This window comes from Marinilabilia salmonicolor JCM 21150, from assembly GCF_000259075.1.
Taxonomy (GTDB): Bacteria; Bacteroidota; Bacteroidia; order Bacteroidales; family Marinilabiliaceae; genus Marinilabilia; species Marinilabilia salmonicolor.
Map to the genome: position 1 here is coordinate 130,847 of NZ_AJKI01000063.1, position 19,574 is coordinate 150,420.

Consider the following 19,574-nt stretch of genomic DNA (forward strand, 5'->3'; position numbering starts at 1 on the left):
TTTCTCTTCGCCATAAACCCGCAGGCGGAAGCACAGGTTCTTTCTTAAAGCATATTCGGCGAAATAGTCAACTCCACAAATGCAAAGTTGGGAAAACGCTCATTCCCGACACCTTGCATCTGACGAAAAGAATCAGTAGGGACATAAAAAAGCCATCCTGCCTTCAATGAACCCCAATCATTAAATTTATATTTTAGTTCAACTTCATTTTCCATCCCCAGAGACTTACTTTCCGGCGTGTTTTGATTTGTCTCGGCCAAACTGAAAAAATGAGTCGTGTTTTTCAGAAAAACTTTGTCAGACATTTTGTATCCCAAAAAACCGTACCAATCTGACAGTCCTCCACCTCCGGTATGTGAAGCCATATTCCGGAAATAATCCATATGCCCGAAAAAACGGTGGCGTGCTCCGTAAAGTAAATCAAACAAATTGTCCGTTTCTGTATCACCACCATCATTTCCTGACAGATAGCTAAAGCCTGCTCCCCCCGTATAACGACCAAGGAGTAAAGCAGCATCAACATCCATCAAATAAGCACTCACTGCATTGCCTGTCTGATTTTCACCATACTGATAATAAAAATTTCCCTTCACCGATAAAGTACCGTCCGAAAACTGAGCATATAGGCCTGAGGTCTGCCTGAAATTCATCGCATTTGTACTATCGGTTTCAGTTACTCCGGAAGCTATGTGACTAAGAGAAACATTCAGTTGTTCTCCCAGGTTTTTTTTCAACCACAAAAAGTTCAACGATTTAATCCGTTCGGATGGATAAGTATTTCCTGAAGTAGTAGCTGACAATGAATTCCAGGAAGTTCCGGCATGAATATCCCAGGTACCCCGGTGTGTTTTAAAAACCACCGCATCATAAGAAAGACCATGCTGATTCCAGTTTCGTCCCGACAATAACCGCTGATTGTCGTACGAAAGTTGCTGACGTCCTACTGAAACCCAGCTTTTATCCCACAATCTCAATTCGGCATAACCCTCGAATAAATCAAAAGAGCCCTCGTCTCCAAAAACTCCGGTGGAACTGGAAATTTGCTCGTCGCCCCAGATACGTATATCCTGAAGAGTAACCTTAAGTCTTATTCCATCAGACTTATAACTGACAGACATCCGCAATCTCTGCGAAGCGATGAGGGATGGAGAAGCCCCCTCAGACAACAACTCCTTGTAACCATCCCTATATTCAAAACGAGGACGGTACTCCACATAAACTTTCATTTGTCCGGTTACAGCCAGCGGCATCTGGGAAAAAACAACAAGCAAAAACAAAGCTCTCAAATGCTTCATTACTTTCATATTTTTTTCTTTTAACCGTTCTGACAAAAAAAATGGAAAAATCATTCGAAAAATTTTCACAATAATATTCCAACTTCACCACAACAAAAAGCGTCTTTTATCGTAAAATAGCCTATACGCTTTTTCACATAGCGAATCAGTTCTATTCAAAAGGACTTTTTGAAACCTTTCGCCTCATTTTTACGATAAAACAAAAATAAGACAAACACTTTTTGCTACTGATAGCCAATGAGTTTATCTTAAAAAAACATGAAGCAAATCCTTCTATTCATATTGTCTCTAACACTCCTGATACCGACACCTGCCGGAAGCCAGGAAAAAACCAATGCCATAAACATGTTGGATGAGAATAACCAACGTACGGGTGGCTGGGAGATATTCTACGATAGCGGAGAACTGAAAGAGACGGGTACTTATGAAAAAGGACAACGTACCGGGCTTTGGAAATCGTTCTACAAAAACGGCACACTGAAGCACGAAATCACCTACGACAAGGGGATGGCCCGGGGCCCGGCAAAATTCTACTATCGTGACGGGCAGCTTTGGGAAGAAGGCTACTGGGACATCGACCACTGGAAAGGAACATACATCCTTTATCATGCCAATGGTCAAAAATTCTATGAATGGAATTACAATGATGCAGGTGCCCGATCGGGAGAACAAAAATACTTTCATGCCAATGGCGAGGTGCAGTACACAGGGAACTGGAAAAACGGAAATATTGATGGGGAAATCCTGGTTTTCAACAACCGGGGAGAACTGCAGGAGAAACGCGAATACACCGACGAAGGATTCAACAAAAGCACCGTCGTAACCTCCCGCCCCGAAAATGCCGATGAAGACCCAGACCGCAAGATTCTTCCATTCTACGGCACCGGACATTACACTCTGCAATCAATGGACGGCCTCACCATAAAAGAAGGCTACTTCAGAGACGGCATCCTGCAAGATGGTAAACACTTTATTTACAACGAACGGGACAGTCTGATTGAAACCAGAATTGTGGAAAACGGCAAATATGTGAAGTAGCCAACAGCGCTTCAAACATTCAACACTCCTGATATTTTTCTTAACTTAGCCGTCTGAAATTAACACTTAACAAGCAGACGACTACCATGGAAAACAATCTGACGCTTTACAATACGCTTTCGCGAAAAAAAGAATCATTCAACCCCATAAAACCGCCACATGTGGGACTATACGTATGTGGACCCACCGTTTATGGCGATCCGCACCTGGGACATGCCAGGCCGGCCATTACTTTCGACATTCTGTTTCGCTACCTGTCACATTTGGGATATAAAGTTCGCTACGTTCGCAACATTACCGATGTGGGACATCTGGAAAACGATGCAGACGAAGGCGAGGATAAAATCGCTCAAAAAGCACGCCTGGAAGAGATTGAGCCCATGGAGGTTGTACAATACTACACCGACCGTTATCACAAATTCATGGAAGCACTCAATGTTAAACCGCCCAGCATTGAGCCGAGAGCCTCAGGTCATATTATTGAGCAGCTGCAGATTGTCAAAGAAATCCTTGACAAAGGGTATGCATACGAGAAAAATGGTTCGGTTTATTTCGATGTACAAAAATACGATAAGGACCACAAATACGGAATCCTTTCGGGCCGCGTACTCGAAGATTTGCTCAGCACCACCCGTGAATTGGAAGGACAGTCTGAAAAGCGGAATAGTTTTGACTTTGCCCTCTGGAAAAAAGCCACGCCCACACACATCATGCGCTGGCCATCACCCTACAGCGACGGTTTTCCTGGCTGGCATCTGGAATGCTCGGCCATGAGTGCCAAATACCTGGGCGAAGAGTTCGACATCCACGGAGGAGGCATGGACCTGCTCTTCCCTCATCATGAATGTGAGATTGCACAGTCTGTCGCAGCCCACGGCAAAACACCTGCCCGTTATTGGATGCACAACAATATGATTACCATCAACGGACAAAAGATGGGCAAATCCCTGGGGAACTTCATTACCCTGGAGGAGTTTTTTACGGGTTCTCATAAATTACTCGACAAAGCATGGTCGCCCATGACCATCCGTTTTTTTATATTGCAGGCTCATTACAGGAGCACAGTGGACTTCTCCAACGAAGCACTTCAGGCTGCCGAAAAAGGAATGGAGCGACTGATGGGAGCTCTTCGCCAAATGGAAAAAATAAAAGCGGCAGATAAAACCACATTCAACCTGACTCAGTTCAGCGATAAGTGCTACAGTGCAATGAACGATGACTTAAACAGTCCCATCCTCATTGCGCACCTGTTTGAAGGCGTTAAAGCCATCAACAGCGCATTGGCAGGCAAAGAATCATTTACCTCAGAGGATCTGGAAGCCTTTCGGGAACTTATGCATCTGTTTGCAGAAGAAATTCTGGGACTCACGCAGGAAACAACAGCCGAAACCGGAGATTCTCAGGTACTAACCGGAGTTATGGAGCTGCTGCTTAACGTACGCCAACAGGCCAAAAAAGCCAAAGATTTCGATACTGCCGACCGCATCCGGGACGGCCTGAAAAACCTTGGCATTGAAGTGCGTGACGGTAAAGAGGGTGCCGACTGGGAAGTAAAAGCCCCCTAAATCCCCCCAAGGGGGACTTTGGAAGAAGGTTAGATATTAGTGAATAGGGGTTAGAAGCCAGAAGTTAAATCTCAATTACAGCTTTCTTTTAAACAGCCTGAAAACCTGTAAAAACAACTGTCAGGGAAACTGTCCCGGGAAAAATGATTTATTCATCTAACCCAGTTCGCATGGTGCCACACAGCAATAAGGGTGAAGGAAGATTAAAAGACAAGTTATTTCAATAAAATCTGAATTAAATGCAAAACCGAATCACGCATTTCATCAAAATACCATTGCTACTATCAGTGGTGTCTTTGATATCCCTTGGCTCAGGGTGTAACAACACAGGCTCAAAGAAATCCTCCGGAAACGAGAACAAAACACTTCCGGAGCTTCAGACACCGGAGTTTAATGCCGATTCTGCCTATCATTACGTTCAGAAACAGGTGGATTTTGGCCCCCGGGTTCCCAACACTCCCGAACACGAAGCAACCGCCCAATGGCTGACAGCAAAAATGAAAAACTTAGGGGCGGATGTTATTGTTCAGGAAGGCAAAGTGACGGCTTTTGACAATTCCGTTTTAAACATCAAAAACATTATTGCACAGTTTCAGCCCGAAAAAAACAACCGCATTCTGCTGTTTGCTCACTGGGACACTCGGCCCTTTGCCGATTACGACCCCGATCCGGCAAAACGAAATCAGCCCATCGACGGGGCCAATGACGGAGCCAGCGGCGTAGGGGTGTTAATGGAGATTGCCCGGCATCTGAAAGACAACCCCACGCATCCGGGCATCGACATCATCTTTTTCGATGCCGAAGATTACGGAACACCTGATCATCTTAATGTGAAATACAAATCCGACACCTGGTGCCTGGGAAGTCAATACTGGGGGAAAAATCCACATGTAAAGAATTATTACGCTCAGTACGGTATCCTGCTGGATATGGTAGGTGCCAAAGGTGCGCGTTTTTATCAGGAGCGCGCCTCCGTGAGATTTGCGCCCGACCTGGTCAATCACATCTGGGACACTGCAGCATCCATCGGTTATGGCAGTTATTTCATCTTTCAGCAGGGCGGATACATCACCGACGACCACATCTACGTCAATAAGCACACCGGCATTCCTGCAGTAAACATCATCCAGTACGATCCCTCCACCAACACTTCATTTGGCAGCTATTGGCATACACATGATGACACAATGAAAAATATTGACCACAACACACTGAAAGCTGTGGGACAGACGGTAATGGAAGTGATTTATGGTCCCCTCTAACTCCCCCCAAAGGGGAGGGTAAGGCCCCCTCCAACTCCCCCAAAGGGGGAGGGTAAACAAACATAAAAGGAAGATGGCTGGCAGAAAAAGGAAAGTAAAATTAAAGAGAAAAACACCAACCGATGGGAAAGGGTTGCTTGCAGCTAATGGAGCGTTAGTTGCCGGTTGTGATGAAGCCGGCCGTGGTTGTCTGGCAGGGCCTGTTACCGCAGCGGCAGTTATTCTGCCTGAAGATTTTGACCATCCTTTATTAAACGACTCCAAGCAAATTTCTGAGAAAAAGCGGGATATCCTAAGACAAATTATTGAAGATGAAGCACTGGCCTGGGCGGTTGCCATGGTGCATAACGAAGAGATTGACCAAATAAACATCCTGAATGCGTCCATTCGGGCCATGCATTTGGCCGTAGATCAACTGTCTCCTGCTCCGGAATCCTTACTTATAGATGGCAACCGGTTTCACAAATACAAAGAAATACCACACCAATGCATCGTGAAGGGCGACAGCATTTACCGTTGCATAGCAGCAGCCAGTATCCTGGCTAAAACACACAGAGATGCATACATGCTGCAACAACATGAAAAGCATCCTTTTTATGCCTGGGACAAAAACAAAGGCTACCCCACCAAAGCACATCGCTCAGGAATAGAAACTCATGGGCCTTCGCCCATTCACAGACTATCTTTTAAGTTGACGGAGCAACAAATTAGTATTCAGTGGAGATAAATAACGGTTTTTATATTCGGAATTGGGGAAGAAATAAAAAAGTCACTTCCTCATAATACAGGAAGTGACCCTCATTAACAAAAAGCTAATTCTCAGTTGACTAGAAGCTAAATCCTACTGTAACCTGAAATGTTTTGTTCTTAATCTCAACACCATCCATATCCTCTGAATCTGATATATCCGACAAACCCAGAATATAACGGGCATCAATACTCAAACCTGCAGGAAGCTCATAACCTAACCCTAAGCCAAGTCCTAAATCCATACCCTTAAATTCATCTTTGACATCTTCCTCTTCACCACCTGATTCGACATCAGCTGATAATAGAAAATCAAAAGTAGGCCCAGCTTGAAGATTAAACCCTCCAAAGTAATATTTGGCCATAACCGGAACTGACAAATAGTTCATCTTTAAATCCATTTCTTCTGATGAATCAAAAATACCACCATCGAATTTCGTTCCCTTTGATGCATAAAGTAGTTCAGGCTGCAAAGCAAAATCATCTGAAAGTTTCAAGTTTACAAATCCACCAAAAACCAGACCAGTCTTTGAATCCGGACTTAAACTTAAACCCTCAGAGCTCCAGTCTTGGTTTGCAAAATTCACACCGGCTTTTAAACCAAATTTAGCCTGAGCAAAAGAACCTGTAGAAACAACAAGCAGCATTACCGCTACAAGAAAAATAACTTTTTTCATAATTAAATAAGTTTGAGTAAATAAAAGGCAAGGTCTGCCATGATTAATTTCTCCGAAAATAGAATAAATAGTTCTCAAAGGTTCATAAACATATTTTTTATTCCACTAATTTATGACGAACATCAAGATTTCATACACAAACGAATGCTTTCTGCTGATAAGAAACTTTTATTAACATCCTGTGGAAAACTTCATTTCAGCATTCCACCAAAATGCAAACACCAATCACCTCTGAAAATCAACGCCAAAACCACTTCTCAAACACATCGATTCACTACCGATAACCAATATAAATTAACCTTTTTTTACATTCTCCGGTTTAAATTGGAAACTAATAATTACTTTTGCGTTTAGTCTTAATCAAAATCATATTTATTATGAAGAAACTTTTAATCGTTCTGACCCTTGTATTGGGTATTTCTGCGTTTACCACAAACGCCAGTGCATCTTACACTATTGACGATGCTCAGATTGAAAATCTATTTGCTTCAGCTACGGCCACCACCTTCAGTATGGTTGCTGATGTAGCAGAAGCTGCTCCTGCAATGGCTGTTGCTTCAGCCAGTGGCGGAAAAGACCCTTTGATTGCCATTTTGCTTGACTTCTTCCTCGGAGGTCTCGGTATTCACCGTTTCTATCTTGGAACAAAGGTTATGACAGGTATCGGTTACATCCTTACCTGCGGTGGTATCTTCGGACTGCTGCCTTTGGTTGACCTTATTGTTTTGGCAGTCAACTGGGACGACATTAGTGCGTATGTTGACAATCCGAAATTCTTTATGTGGTAATAAAGAACCATTTGAACAAAAAACAAACAGGTCTGTCGTTCCGACAGGCCTGTTTTTGTAGTTCCAACTTCCTATTTAACATTATGAACACTGTTTTCGGTAAAAGATATTATTTTCATAAAACCGTCTTGCTTTTGTTGGGGCTGTTTTCCATTACAGCAGTCCATACTTCCGGACAAACCTACACCGGTCAGGTGAGTGTGGATGCACTCTACCAAAACTACCAGAAAGGCAACCTCTTTAGCGCAGAAGCCTCTTCTTTTTACGATGGACAAACCGGAAAAATCGTCACCCATTACCTTTCTCCCACCGAGTTCTATAAAACCATCAATGCAAAAGGAGAAACAACCATTTATCTGCCGGACGAAAACACTGTTTCCTTCATGCAAAACAGCCATTATTCCAGCAAGACTGAACTTCTCTATTTTTTTGTTAACAACCTCACCCAGGATATGGGGCTGAAACATGAAGGGTTTACACAAATAGATACCCGTCGAGAAGACAACTACATCATCACTACATGGCAGGCTCCCCCAGGGATGCAGGCCGTCAGCAGCGTGGAGCTTGTTTCAGAAAACTTCACACCCATTTATGCGCAATACTTTGACAACAAAGGGGCTGTAAAGAGAAAGATTTATTATTATGATTATTACATTGGGCCACAATTCGTGTTGCCGAAAAAAATAACCGAAATAAGCTACACAACCGACAACGACAGTACCATCAGGCGTACCACTTTTTCAAATATTAAAACAGGATTTGAAGCTGATGACAAATTGTTTGATTTTAAAATCCCGGAAGATGCACAGAAAGTCGATTTCTAAATGGTTTCTTTCTCTGGCTTTCTTCTCGATCTTTCCTGGGCTGTATGCACAGGAGATAAGCACCCTGCAGGACGACTTGATGCGAATCAATACTTCCGAACAGGAAGACCTGAATCAAATACATCAATCTGAAAACAGGAAAAGATCATTTCTCGTAACCAAAGAGGATCCGTTTATCGACAAGATTAATCCTATAAAGCTTACGTTCGGGGGTCTGTTGTATTTTTATCAGACTTCGCTTTCCAAACATTTTTCGGCCGATTGTCTTTACGAACCATCGTGCTCCAATTTCAGCAAAGATGTTATTTCTCATTACGGGCTGATAAAAGGTATTTTTCTTACCTCCGACCGGCTCAGCAGATGCAACAGAATTGCACAGACATCACTGCATCCGCTCACCATAAACCCCCGGACCAGACACTCATCGGACGACTGGTCCAGATATCAGTTCAAGACCTGCAATCATTCAGAACATTTTCATTGATGCGATTCTCATTTTATATTATCCTCACTCTCTATGCGGGAGTTTTTGCCCGGGCACAAAGCAATTCCGAAAGAATAAACTTCTCTGACTACCTGATAACACAAGGCTTGTACGAAGAAGCTGTATATGAAAGCAACCAAATTTTGGAATTGAAACTTACTAAACCCCAAGCCGACTCTGTACTGTATTTTAAAGGATGGGCAAAATACAACCTCAAACAGTTGCTCTCCTCCAGTGAAACGTTGCAACAGGTAAGTCCTCAATCAGATTTTTATGCAAAATCGCGACTCTTTGGGAGCTACAATCTCATTCACCTTGGCAAGTATGATCGTGCCATAACGGTGCTGGATGATTTCCAATCAAAAAATGAGACAGAACGAAATTTCTCCCATTTCCTGCATTCCGGAATCCACCTTCTCAACAGGGATGTAGCGGCCTACAGATCAACTGCCGGGCTACTGCCACAAGAATACTACGGTTTTACCAAAGAGATTGATTTTTTTAATAATCTCGCAACCACACTTGAGGACGAGAAACCCAGGTCATCATTACTGGCAGGAATTCTTTCAGGTATCATTCCTGGAACGGGACAGATTTACGCAGGAAAAACCGGACAGGGGATTGCTGCATTACTGATGACCTCAGGGCTGGCTCTTGTGACACTGGAAAACTATAACAAGCTGGGGGCTGAGAAATTTGAGACCCTGTTTTTTGGCTCCGTTTTTACCATATTCTATGTTGGAAACATTTATGGTGCCGCCTTTTCAGCAAAAATTGCAAACGACGAAAACAATGAACTTATCAACAGACAAATTCTTTTTAATCTTCATATTCCTCTACGTAACGTTTTCGACTAACGCACAAGTCACCGAAAATGCTTATTGGAATAAAACCGACAGTCTGCTGAACTCGGGAAATTCTACGGGAGCCCTGGTTGAGCTGGAACGAGTAGTATTCACCACACCAGACCAAACAATCAGACAAAAAGCCATTTTCAAAAAAGCCATGATTCATAAATCGTTGGCTCGTTACCGGGAAGTGCAAACTGAGCTCAATCGCATCGGTGTTATTCGTGCCCCTGAAGACACTCTTTTCACGATGCGGGCTTACGAACTCGCTCTGGCGCAATACATGACCGAAGATTATCAGGATGCCTTGAACACTTTGGAAAACTGCGTAATAATGCTTTCTGAAGAAAATACCGCCACAGGAAGCCTCCTGACCCTCAAAGCGCTGTGTCACAACCAGCTTTTTCAATTCGACGAAGGCGAGAGAACCCTGATACAATTGCAGCAACTTGTACCTGAAGAGCAAGCAATACTATATGCTAAAGCCATCAAAAAATACGAAGATACCCCAAAATATAAAGACCCGGAGAAAGCAAGGCATCTGTCTCTGCTCCCGGGACTGGGACAGGTTTATACAGGAAAAGTATTTGAGGGAGGCATCAGTTTTCTCTTAAATGCATCAGCACTGGGGTTTGGCGCATGGCAGGTCTATTCTGGTTACTACTTTACAGGATATGTGGTTGGGGTCACCCTTCTGCAAAAATTCCATTCGGGCGGCCAACACAGAGCAGAGTTGCTGGCCGTACAGAAAAACCGGAAAAACATCCTGGAATTTAATACAGAAATTACCACCACCTTACTTGAAGCTGGTGCGGAATAAAAAAGCCGGCTCTCTGGAGAAAGCCGGCAACTTACAGGTTTTAACAAAAATCATAACGCCAATTGCGGCGTAATTTACGGCAACATCAAAAAAACTTCAAGTCACAACTTAAAAAAAACCTTTAAACCAACTGCAACATGAAAAATTTACTTTTAACCTTGATCTTTCTCGGATTGACAATCGCTTCATTTTCTCAAAACAATTTCCGGGATGTTATCCATCTTAAAAACGGAAGTATTATTAAGGGAACTGTTACAGAAGTAATTCCCGACAAGCATATAAAAATCGCCACAGCAGACGGAAGCATCTTTGTTTATCAGATGGCCGAAATAGACAAGATATCAAAAGAGGAGAGATTTAGTTCACCGCAGGCAAGGCAAACCCAAACCACAGATTATTCATCACCAACATCTATGGGGAAAATAATGGTCTCAGGCTCTTCAGAATTGTCCTATTCTTCCTTGCTAAACGAGCAGAAAATATCATATTACGATTTTTTCGGAGAGACAGAATCCATAAGTGAGGAATATGACGAAAGTGGATTTAATTTCAAGTCTTCTGTTGCATATTTCATATATGACGGTTTGGCTTTAGGATTATCCATGAATTACGAAACATTAAAGTATGATTATGAAGATTCGGAAGAGAAAGAATCCACTTTTATGATAGATCCAGGTCTGGTCTATTATTTCGGTTCCACCAACATCAAGCCTTATATTTTTGTAGAATATATGTTTGGAACTTCTAAAACAGAGCAAAAAGAGGGGAGTTCAACCAATGATTTTAAATTGGATATGAATGGATGGGCAATGGGTGCCGGAATCGCATTTTTCCTGAATGAACACCTGTCTCTTGATCTGGGAATGGGGTATTCAATAATCTCTGCAGAACCGGAATCTGACAATATAGATCCGGACATTGGCATTGAAATGATAGCTAAAGGCTTTGTGCTAGACGGAGGCATCTCGGTTTATTTCTAATATTCAGGCAAATAAAAAATATTTCAACCACTGTTCCCCCGACGGAACAGTGGTTTTTCTGTATCCTCTCCTAAGCGATTCAACAACTACCCCAACTATTTGAACAGAGATTATTATCTTTACAGTCAGATAAAAATTAAGTAAACCGTAATTATAGCAACCGCACATATCGGAATCGCGGTTGTAAAACCAAAAAAACGCGAAGATGAAAAAAATGACCGCAGTATTAGTGGCCCTGGTAATAGGTTTTGCAGGTACACTAAAAGCTGATGAAGGAATGTGGCTGTTGCCACTGATCAAAAAACTGAATATCGAAAAGATGCAGGAGAAAGGGTTACAGCTCACTGCAGAAGAAATTTACTCTGTCAACCAGTCAAGTCTGAAAGATGCCATCGTTATCTTTGGGGGCGGATGTACCGGCGAACTCATCTCTGATCAGGGGCTGATTCTAACCAATCACCACTGTGGATATGGGACCATACAGGAACTGAGTTCTGTGGAGGACAACTATCTGGAAGACGGATTCTGGGCAAAAAGTCTGGAAGAAGAAATTCCAGCTCCCGGATTATCCGTCACATTCATGAAACGAATGGAGGATGTTACCGGGAAAATTGAAGCCGGATTGACAGATGAAATGTCAGAGTTACAACGCATGGCTGCCGTTGACAGTATCTCAAAACAAATTGCCGACAGTGTTAAAGGCGACACGCATTACCGCACATTGGTGCGCGATTTCTACGGCGGCAACCAATTTTACCTGATTGTTTACGAAGTATTCAATGATGTCCGTTTCGTAGGTGCTCCCCCGTCATCCATCGGAAAATTTGGTCACGACACCGACAACTGGATGTGGCCCCGTCACACAGGTGACTTTTCCATGTTCCGGGTTTATGCCGATGCAGAAGGAAATCCGGCTGAATATTCGCCTGAAAACAAGCCGCTGAAGCCCGCACATCACCTGCCTATATCTCTTAAAGGTTATGAAAAAGACGATTTCGCCATGACTCTGGGATTTCCCGGAAGCACAGAACGGTATCTTACATCGTGGGGCATTGATGAGCGCATGAATATTTTCAATTATTCACTGATCAACCCCAGAGGGGTAAAGCAGGAGATCTGGCAGGAAGCTATGAACAGCAGTGAAAAAATCAGACTTCAATACGCGTCCAAGTACTCACGCAGTTCTAACTACTGGAAAAACAGTATCGGTATGAACCGGGGACTGAAAAACCTGAATGTCATTGCCAAAAAACAAAAGCTGGAAGAACAGTTCACCAACTGGGTTAACAAAGATGCAGCCCGTAAAGAGAAGTACGGCGATGTACTTACCGAACTGGAATCTGCTTATAGCGAACGTGCCCCGTTCTATCTGGCTCAAAACTTTGTCCGGGAATGCATGTTGCGTGGAACGGAAATCCTGTCTTTCTCACTTTCAGCCCGTGATCTGGAAAAAGCATTGGAAGAAGAAGATGAAGAAAAAATTTCCGCTGCTGTTGAAGCATTAAAAGAGGCAGGAAAGGAGTTTTACAAAGATTATCATGCGGCAACCGATCAAAAAGTAATGGGAGCCCTGTTCAATCTTTACTTTGATGAAATCGATGCCAAATTTTACCCCTCATTCTTTGAAGACATTAAGACCGAAAAAGAGGATGGGTTTGAATCCTTTGCATCCAAGCTTTTTAAAAAATCTTTGTTTGTAAACAGTGAAGACTTCAACAGCTTCCTGGAAAATCCAAAGCTGAAAACACTCCAAAAAGATCCGGCTTACCAGGCAGGAAAATCAACTTTGGATCTTTACTTCTCACTTTGGGAAAAGACCAGAGAATCCAATATGACCATTTCAAAAAATCATCGTCTCTTCATTGCAGGATTACAGGCTATGAATCCCGATAAAGTGTATTACGACGATGCCAACTTCTCTATGCGCCTGAGCTACGGCGAAGTGGGAGATTACGAAGCACGTGATGCAGTAATGTACAAGCATTACACCACCCTTGAGGGAGTTATGGAAAAAGAGAAGCCAGACGATTATGAGTTTGCGGTTTCTGAGAAGCTTAAAGAGCTCTACGAATCCAAAGATTATGGTCGCTATGCCAACGAGGACGGTCGTATGTACGTGAATTTCACTACCGACAACGACATTACAGGAGGAAACAGCGGCAGCCCGGTAATCAATGGCGAAGGACATCTTTTCGGACTGGCTTTCGACGGGAACTGGGAGGCCATGAGTGGTGACATCGCCTTTGAGCAGGAACTGCAAAAATGCATCAATGTGGACATCCGTTATGTACTTTTCATCATTGACAAGTATGCAGGTGCAACCAACCTTATTGATGAGATGACCATCATTGAATAAACAGCATTATTCCGGCTAAATTCCTGACATATTTGACGTTGGGATTTTTGCTTCATTAAAAAAAAGACCACTCTGTTTACGAGTTGGTCTTTTTTTTGCTCCATGACCAAATTGCGAAAAAAGCTTAAATTTGCCTTACAAAATCCAATTCATCACAGGAATTAAAATAGTTTCCAAGCTACAAAAGCTTGTTTAAATCATTGATGTTTATGAGGAAAACAACTTTCCCTCTGATTATTTTATTGCTTCTTTTCACACCTTCTGCCTATGCAGATGAAGGAATGTGGCTGCCCTGGATGATGCCTCAGTCAAAAATCGACAAAATGCAGGAAATGGGTTTTCAACTATCCGGTGAAGATATCTACAGCACCTCCAGGCCATCATTGAAAGACGCCATTGTTTCACTGGACTATGGAAGTTGTACGGGAAGTTTCATCAGTGGCAAAGGGTTGCTGCTGACCAACCATCATTGCGCTAACGGAGACATCCAGAGCCACAGCTCAGCAGAAAAAGATTTGCTAAAAAACGGTTTTTGGGCACAAAAGCAACAGGAAGAATTGCCAATCCCCGGTAAAACAGCCACGTTACTTATCGAAGCCAGAAATCTGACGGACCACTTCACCCCCATTATTCAAAATGCAGATACGCGCCTTGCCCTGGAACAAAAAATTGACAGTCTTTCTCAGATAATTCTGGATACACTTTCACTTAAGCCTTTTCAGGAAGCCACCATTAAAGAATTTAATTTCAGTACCCGTTTTTTTCTTATTATCACCAAAACATTTCAAGATGTAAGGCTGGTGGCAGCACCTCCTGAGGACATTGCCCAATTCGGGGGAGAAAAAGACAACTGGACATGGCCAAGACATTCAGCCGATTTTGCCCTTTACAGGGTTTATTGCTCGCCCGAAGGCAATCCGGCAGAGTATCATGCAGAAAACATCCCATATTCCCCTGTTAAAAGCCTGACAATCTCGACCAGCAAACTTGAGAAAAATGATTTTACCATGACACTTGGCTTTCCGGGACATACCCAAAGGCATCTGACCTCTGCAGGAATCAGAGAGGCCTATGAAATCATAAATCCACTCATCACCGAAACACAGAGGCTTAAGCAGGAAATTTGGGGAAAACATATGGCTCAATCACGCCAAATGGAGATAAAATATGCCGAAAAATATGCCGAACTTGTAAATTTCGCCCAGTACACAGCAGGACAAAATAAAAGTATTCGCGATCTGAACCTCATTGAAAAGAGAAAATCTCTGGAAGAAAACATTCAACAATGGATGGAGTACTCCCCTGGCATAGATACAACTTACGCAACACTGTTTTCATCTATGGAGGCACTCTATCAGGTTCGAAAAGACCTGACACGCATATCGTTTATTACCCTGCAAACCATATTGGGAGGCACCGAAATAAGCCAGTTTGTAATGGAAACTTTTGAGCTCTTCACGCTGCTCAATGAAAAATCTTCATCGGCAGATCAAAAAAAGAAGGTTATTAGGCAAATGAGGACTAAAGCAAATCATTTTTTTAAAGATTTCAACGCACAGGTTGACAGGGAAGTATTCCTGAAAATGATAAATTATTATCGGTCCAATGCAAACGACAGTATAAGAATTAATGACTCTACTCTCCTTGCCGGATGTTCGAACTTTAAACATCTTGCAGATGCTATTTACACTAAATCCCACTTTTCCTCGAGAAAAAAGTTTGAAGAGCTTATGAACAATCCAAGCCTGATCAGTTTCCTAACAGATCCGGCTTTTGCATTTCATTTGCGAATATTACAGGAATTCGGTCCTGTTTATGCCATGTTTAACCGCATGGATCTTCAACTGGATTTTTATATGCATCAATACTTAAAAGTGCTGAAAAACAAAACGCCGGGAGGCACCTTCTACCCCAATGCAAACAGCTCTCTGCGACTTTCTTACGGCAAAATAACAGGTTACTCACCACACGACGGAGTTTGTTACGAACCTTTCACCACACCTATCGGAATTTTTGAAAAAATAGCGTCAGGAGATGCCACTTATCAGTCGGAAACAGACTTCACCAATCTTTTTAACACGGAATGGGAAAACTGGTCCCGCGACAAACAACAACCTGCATTGTGCTTTATTACAAACAACGACATATCTGGAGGAAACAGTGGCAGTCCTGTTCTCAATTCACAGGGACAAATAACCGGACTCGCTTTTGATGGAAATCAGGAAGGGATGGCTTCCGACCTGGCCTATTCATCCTCCCTTCAACGTTGCATCAACGTGGATATTAGATATATACTTTTTCTGATAGAGAAAGCAGGCAAAAGTCCATACCTGATAGAAGAGATGAATATTCAATAAAAATCACACCCTCAATTTTCCATGATTTTTGGCATTCCTGTCAGGCCAAAATTATTCCTACATTTGCGAAAACAATCAGCTACAAAAAACAAATAAACCATTAAAAACCAAACACTATGGAGTTCAACGTTCTGGAAATCGTTTCTGCATTCATTGTACTTTTTGCTGTAATTGACATTCTGGGTTCCATTCCAATCATTGTTGACCTTAGAAATAAAGGCAATAAGATAAAGGCAACCCAGGCATCGGTGGTTTCTTTCAGTATTCTAATCGTATTCCTATTTGTAGGAAAGGCGTTGCTTGGTCTTTTTGGAGTGGACATCTCCTCTTTTGCCATTGCAGGGTCATTGGTGCTGTTTATGTTAGCCATTGAAATGATATTGGGCGTAACCATTTTCAAACACGATTCTCCAAGTGGAGCATCACTTGTTCCCATAGCCTTCCCGCTGGTTGCAGGGGCAGGATCATTCACCACTTTGCTGGCATTACGTGCAGAGTATGCCACCGTCAATATTATCATAGCGCTTTTTCTGAACATTGCTTTTGTATATATCGTCCTGAGAATCACCACAAGGATTGAGAGTCTCATTGGCGAAAGTGGTATTTATGTGTTAAAAAAATTCTTCGGCATCATTTTGTTGGCCATGGCCATTAAGCTATTTTCAAATAATGTGGCTAATATTGCAGGATAAAAACACGCAGTTATGCCAAAAAAAAAATTCTATGTAATCTGGGTAGGGCATGAAACCGGAATAGTAGATAACTGGGAGGAATGCCAGCGTAGAATCAAAGGTTACCCCTCTGCCAAATATAAATCCTTTAAGTCACTGGCAGAAGCTCAGAAAGCCTTCGAAACACCATGGTCCGAGGTCATCAGTTCGGGTAAAAGCAAAAAAGTCACAAAAACAAAGAATAAAAATACAGACCCTAACCACCAACCAGTTCTCAGAAGTCTTGCAGTGGATGCTGCGTGCAGTGGGAACCCCGGCCCCATGGAATACCAGGGAGTTTTCACCGACTCAGGGAAGCGGTGGTTTCATGCAAAATTTCCTATTGGCACCAACAACATCGGAGAGTTTTTGGCGATTGTTCACGGCCTGGCAGAACTCAAACGCAAAAAAATGGACATCCCAATTTATACAGATTCTACGATCGCTCTGGGATGGGTTATGAAAAAAAAATGTGTCACAAAACTTGAAAGATCACAACACACGGAACCCCTTTTTATGATGATCGAAAGGGCAGAGAAATGGCTAAAGACAAATACATGGACAACCACAATTCTAAAGTGGGACACCAAAGGGTGGGGGGAAATTCCTGCTGATTTCGGAAGGAAATAACCATCCCGGCTAACGTACTGCCAGAGGCAACCAATACCTGATTCTTTTTCCGGTAATTGCACCATTTGTTATAAGATCGACCATTTCCATTTCCTTTGGTTTCAGTCCATACTCCTTCCGCAGAGAGTCAATCCTGTCCTTAATCACCCCAAAAGTTGCCTCCGATTGGTGATCTGAAACGCTTACACCCTTATTCTCTATTGTTACCTCAAGTTCCTTTTCCTTTTGTTTATATAGTACTGATATCCCGGGACAGCAACACTCCCTGCTTTTCCCCTTTGCAAAAAAGTCATCAATCAATGGTCTCGATAACATTGGTGGCACCATCAGGTTGCAGGAATCGGAAATAACAGATGTTTGAACACCGCAATCTATTGTCTGATAATATCTACGACATTGTACTTTCAGATACTTTTCAAGCACCTCCTGCTCCTCGGGAAGAGATATCAATTCCACATCAGAATATCCAATCATTTTACGCATTAGAAAAGCTATATCGCTCAAAAAATCAGAGGCCTCACTTTTATTGTCGCTGATGATATAATTTTGTAAGGATGCAAGGGCGTTAAAAATAAAATGAGGATTCATTTGAATTCGAATCATCCGTTGGTGCAACAACTGCTTCTCTTTTTGGTGTTGCACCATTTTATTCCGGCCATACAGAACCCAGATAGCCAATCCGGCAATCAACAAAAGTGCAAGAATAATCAACAACAAGTTTTTCTCACGCATTTCTGCCTTTGCAAGCATCAATTCTTTCTCATTCAACACTCTGTCAATTGCATCGTCACGAAAATCTGCAGGCTGCTCTCCGTTTATGATATACAATGAGTCTGATAACAGTGTATAGGTCTCAAGAATTGTTAATGCACGCTGATATTCCTCTCCCATTTTTAGTGCAAGAAACAATGAATAAAGATTTTTCTGTCGAAGATCATCCCATCCCATATTCCGGGCAATACGTTCAGCTCTCTCATAAAAAACGACCGATAGAGCCGTTCTGTCTTGTTCAAAGTATAAATCGCCAAGAAGGCTGTATATATTTATTAAACGGGATTTGTCATTATTCTCTTTAAAAAATTCAAGCGATTCATCAAGATACAAAGCAGCACGTCCGTATTCCTTTTCATATAGATACAACGCGCCCAAATTACACTTGACCTTGGCAACACCTTCCTCGTTATCCAACAGGGTGTAAGTATCAAGGGCATCATGATACATATCAATTGCACGTTTGTATTGTCCAAGATCAGAAAGGAAGATGGCATAATCGTTAGAAACAGCAGCTGCTGCAGATAAAGAATCCATCTCCATAAAAGACGCTCTGGCATACCTGAAGTATTTCTCTGCCTTAAGGCTATCTCCCGCTTTATCCTGGATTAGAGCAATGTTATGAAGGCATTCCGCAAAACCGAATCTGTTCCCGGCCTCTTCTTCAAAATTTGCAGAATTAATAAAAGCATCAAGCGCTTCATTATACCTGCTATTATAGTAACGGGTAAGTCCAAGGTTATTATAAAAAATGGCTTTTTTTTCAGGAAAATCATAGTTTCTTAAACAATCAATACCTTTTTGATAGTAATCTCCGGAGGTATTAAACTCACCGTTGTAATAGGCAGCTTCAGCCCGGTAATACCATCCCATAGCCTCAAGGGTATCATTCCTCCCTGTTACCTGTTGCAAAAATAATTTGGCCAGTGAATCAGCTTTTGAAGGTTGATCTGAAAGTAATGTTTTAATTTCCGCTTCCAACTGTTCAACAGAAAGCGAGTCATTAGTACCCTTTCCTGTAATGCCAATGCTTACAAGAAAAAAGAAAATGAAAATTAACCGGTTAGTTGAAGGACAAAACATTTACACAAAAAATTAAAACCTCACAAAACTACAGATTTTAATTCATATTGTGATAGTAAACCGGAAGACATTGGTACGAAAATAGGATGAGCCTCCCCTATCCCCTCCAAAGGAGAGGGAGGGCCTCCCCTAACCCCTCCCAGGGAGGGGGAGTGGATTCTATAATTTGGAGAAGATCATATTATTTTGGAAAGAGATTGCCTGGTTTTGTAAACATTGACAGATTTTTGCAATAACCATAAATAGTTGGCCCCCATTTGGGGACCCGGTTCTAGTGGTCCGGCTTTGCTTCTTTCAAAAAATGGTGCGAATTGGAATTCGCACCTCCTTATAACAAAA

At 42.3% G+C, this 19,574-nt stretch carries 17 protein-coding genes; 14 read left to right on the forward strand and 3 right to left on the reverse strand.

Annotation, left to right across the window (positions count from 1 at the left end):
* Window positions 1–44: 44 nt before the first annotated feature.
* The gene (locus tag W7W_RS0121005) at window positions 45–1,304 is read right to left on the reverse strand and encodes an alginate export family protein (protein ID WP_157202519.1); all 1,260 of its coding nucleotides are present in this window, start codon (window positions 1,302–1,304) and stop codon (window positions 45–47) included.
* A 249-nt stretch (window positions 1,305–1,553) separates the two neighbouring features.
* On the opposite strand from W7W_RS0121005, the gene W7W_RS0121010 reads away from it, so the two are divergent.
* The 4 genes from W7W_RS0121010 (at window position 1,554) to W7W_RS0121025 (ending at window position 5,887) form a co-directional block, all read left to right on the forward strand.
* Window positions 1,554–2,333, forward strand: coding sequence for a toxin-antitoxin system YwqK family antitoxin (locus tag W7W_RS0121010; RefSeq protein WP_010665580.1), 780 nt, complete (start codon window positions 1,554–1,556; stop codon window positions 2,331–2,333).
* 86 nt (window positions 2,334–2,419) lie between these two features.
* Complete coding sequence (gene cysS, locus W7W_RS0121015; RefSeq protein WP_010665581.1) at window positions 2,420–3,898, forward strand: cysteine--tRNA ligase; 1,479 nt, start codon at window positions 2,420–2,422, stop codon at window positions 3,896–3,898.
* Window positions 3,899–4,137: 239 nt separating this feature from the next.
* Complete coding sequence (locus W7W_RS0121020; RefSeq protein ID WP_010665582.1) at window positions 4,138–5,160, forward strand: M28 family peptidase; 1,023 nt, start codon at window positions 4,138–4,140, stop codon at window positions 5,158–5,160.
* 73 nt (window positions 5,161–5,233) lie between these two features.
* Window positions 5,234–5,887 carry a ribonuclease HII gene (locus W7W_RS0121025; RefSeq protein ID WP_010665583.1) on the forward strand — a complete coding sequence of 218 codons (654 nt, stop codon included), beginning with the start codon at window positions 5,234–5,236 and terminating at the stop codon, window positions 5,885–5,887.
* 100 nt (window positions 5,888–5,987) lie between these two features.
* Here W7W_RS0121025 and W7W_RS0121030 read toward each other — a convergent pair whose 3' ends face one another.
* Complete coding sequence (locus W7W_RS0121030) at window positions 5,988–6,584, reverse strand: porin family protein (protein WP_010665584.1); 597 nt, start codon at window positions 6,582–6,584, stop codon at window positions 5,988–5,990.
* 377 nt (window positions 6,585–6,961) lie between these two features.
* On the opposite strand from W7W_RS0121030, the gene W7W_RS0121035 reads away from it, so the two are divergent.
* The 10 genes from W7W_RS0121035 to W7W_RS0121080 all read left to right on the forward strand — a co-directional run bounded on the left by W7W_RS0121035 (window position 6,962) and on the right by W7W_RS0121080 (window position 17,381).
* A complete protein-coding gene (locus W7W_RS0121035; protein WP_010665585.1) occupies window positions 6,962–7,372 on the forward strand; it encodes a TM2 domain-containing protein in 411 nt (136 codons plus the stop codon).
* A gap of 83 nt (window positions 7,373–7,455) precedes the next feature.
* The gene (locus W7W_RS0121040) at window positions 7,456–8,196 is read left to right on the forward strand and encodes a LolA family protein (RefSeq protein ID WP_010665586.1); all 741 of its coding nucleotides are present in this window, start codon (window positions 7,456–7,458) and stop codon (window positions 8,194–8,196) included.
* Entirely contained in the window at window positions 8,174–8,680 is a 507-nt protein-coding gene (gene yidD, locus W7W_RS23030; RefSeq protein ID WP_010665587.1) for a membrane protein insertion efficiency factor YidD, read from the forward strand. Before W7W_RS0121040 ends, yidD begins: the two co-directional genes overlap by 23 nt.
* Window positions 8,680–9,537: a tetratricopeptide repeat protein gene (locus tag W7W_RS0121050; RefSeq protein WP_010665588.1), complete on the forward strand. Its 858-nt coding sequence runs from the start codon at window positions 8,680–8,682 to the stop codon at window positions 9,535–9,537. The genes yidD and W7W_RS0121050 overlap by 1 nt, the downstream gene beginning before the upstream one ends.
* On the forward strand, window positions 9,473–10,348 hold the full coding sequence (locus W7W_RS0121055; protein WP_010665589.1) for a tetratricopeptide repeat protein: 876 nt from the start codon (window positions 9,473–9,475) through the stop codon (window positions 10,346–10,348). Before W7W_RS0121050 ends, W7W_RS0121055 begins: the two co-directional genes overlap by 65 nt.
* A gap of 137 nt (window positions 10,349–10,485) precedes the next feature.
* A complete protein-coding gene (locus tag W7W_RS0121060) occupies window positions 10,486–11,328 on the forward strand; it encodes an outer membrane beta-barrel protein (RefSeq protein ID WP_010665590.1) in 843 nt (280 codons plus the stop codon).
* A gap of 205 nt (window positions 11,329–11,533) precedes the next feature.
* Window positions 11,534–13,684, forward strand: coding sequence for a S46 family peptidase (locus tag W7W_RS0121065; protein ID WP_010665591.1), 2,151 nt, complete (start codon window positions 11,534–11,536; stop codon window positions 13,682–13,684).
* Between the two features lie 209 nt (window positions 13,685–13,893).
* Window positions 13,894–16,041, forward strand: coding sequence for a S46 family peptidase (locus W7W_RS0121070; RefSeq protein WP_010665592.1), 2,148 nt, complete (start codon window positions 13,894–13,896; stop codon window positions 16,039–16,041).
* A 116-nt stretch (window positions 16,042–16,157) separates the two neighbouring features.
* Complete coding sequence (locus W7W_RS0121075; RefSeq protein ID WP_010665593.1) at window positions 16,158–16,733, forward strand: MarC family protein; 576 nt, start codon at window positions 16,158–16,160, stop codon at window positions 16,731–16,733.
* Between the two features lie 12 nt (window positions 16,734–16,745).
* A complete protein-coding gene (locus W7W_RS0121080; RefSeq protein ID WP_010665594.1) occupies window positions 16,746–17,381 on the forward strand; it encodes a ribonuclease H1 domain-containing protein in 636 nt (211 codons plus the stop codon).
* A 9-nt stretch (window positions 17,382–17,390) separates the two neighbouring features.
* On the opposite strand, the gene W7W_RS0121085 is transcribed toward W7W_RS0121080, so the two are convergent.
* On the reverse strand, window positions 17,391–19,235 hold the full coding sequence (locus tag W7W_RS0121085) for a tetratricopeptide repeat protein (RefSeq protein WP_010665595.1): 1,845 nt from the start codon (window positions 19,233–19,235) through the stop codon (window positions 17,391–17,393).
* Window positions 19,236–19,574: the final 339 nt, after the last annotated feature.

Excerpts from the sequence above, each read along its gene's own strand:
- W7W_RS0121050 (WP_010665588.1), top strand. The coding sequence starts at position 8,680 with ATGCGATTCTCATTTTATATTATCCTCACTCTCTATGCGGGAGTTTTT.
- W7W_RS0121030 (WP_010665584.1), bottom strand. The coding sequence starts at position 6,584 with ATGAAAAAAGTTATTTTTCTTGTAGCGGTAATGCTGCTTGTTGTTTCT.
- W7W_RS0121060 (WP_010665590.1), top strand. The coding sequence starts at position 10,486 with ATGAAAAATTTACTTTTAACCTTGATCTTTCTCGGATTGACAATCGCT.
- W7W_RS0121005 (WP_157202519.1), bottom strand. The coding sequence starts at position 1,304 with ATGAAAGTAATGAAGCATTTGAGAGCTTTGTTTTTGCTTGTTGTTTTT.
- W7W_RS0121020 (WP_010665582.1), top strand. The coding sequence starts at position 4,138 with ATGCAAAACCGAATCACGCATTTCATCAAAATACCATTGCTACTATCA.
- W7W_RS0121075 (WP_010665593.1), top strand. The coding sequence starts at position 16,158 with ATGGAGTTCAACGTTCTGGAAATCGTTTCTGCATTCATTGTACTTTTT.
- W7W_RS0121065 (WP_010665591.1), top strand. The coding sequence starts at position 11,534 with ATGAAAAAAATGACCGCAGTATTAGTGGCCCTGGTAATAGGTTTTGCA.
- yidD (WP_010665587.1), top strand. The coding sequence starts at position 8,174 with ATGCACAGAAAGTCGATTTCTAAATGGTTTCTTTCTCTGGCTTTCTTC.
- W7W_RS0121010 (WP_010665580.1), top strand. The coding sequence starts at position 1,554 with ATGAAGCAAATCCTTCTATTCATATTGTCTCTAACACTCCTGATACCG.
- W7W_RS0121080 (WP_010665594.1), top strand. The coding sequence starts at position 16,746 with ATGCCAAAAAAAAAATTCTATGTAATCTGGGTAGGGCATGAAACCGGA.
- W7W_RS0121035 (WP_010665585.1), top strand. The coding sequence starts at position 6,962 with ATGAAGAAACTTTTAATCGTTCTGACCCTTGTATTGGGTATTTCTGCG.
- W7W_RS0121025 (WP_010665583.1), top strand. The coding sequence starts at position 5,234 with ATGGCTGGCAGAAAAAGGAAAGTAAAATTAAAGAGAAAAACACCAACC.
- cysS (WP_010665581.1), top strand. The coding sequence starts at position 2,420 with ATGGAAAACAATCTGACGCTTTACAATACGCTTTCGCGAAAAAAAGAA.
- W7W_RS0121055 (WP_010665589.1), top strand. The coding sequence starts at position 9,473 with ATGAACTTATCAACAGACAAATTCTTTTTAATCTTCATATTCCTCTAC.
- W7W_RS0121085 (WP_010665595.1), bottom strand. The coding sequence starts at position 19,235 with ATGTTTTGTCCTTCAACTAACCGGTTAATTTTCATTTTCTTTTTTCTT.
- W7W_RS0121040 (WP_010665586.1), top strand. The coding sequence starts at position 7,456 with ATGAACACTGTTTTCGGTAAAAGATATTATTTTCATAAAACCGTCTTG.
- W7W_RS0121070 (WP_010665592.1), top strand. The coding sequence starts at position 13,894 with ATGAGGAAAACAACTTTCCCTCTGATTATTTTATTGCTTCTTTTCACA.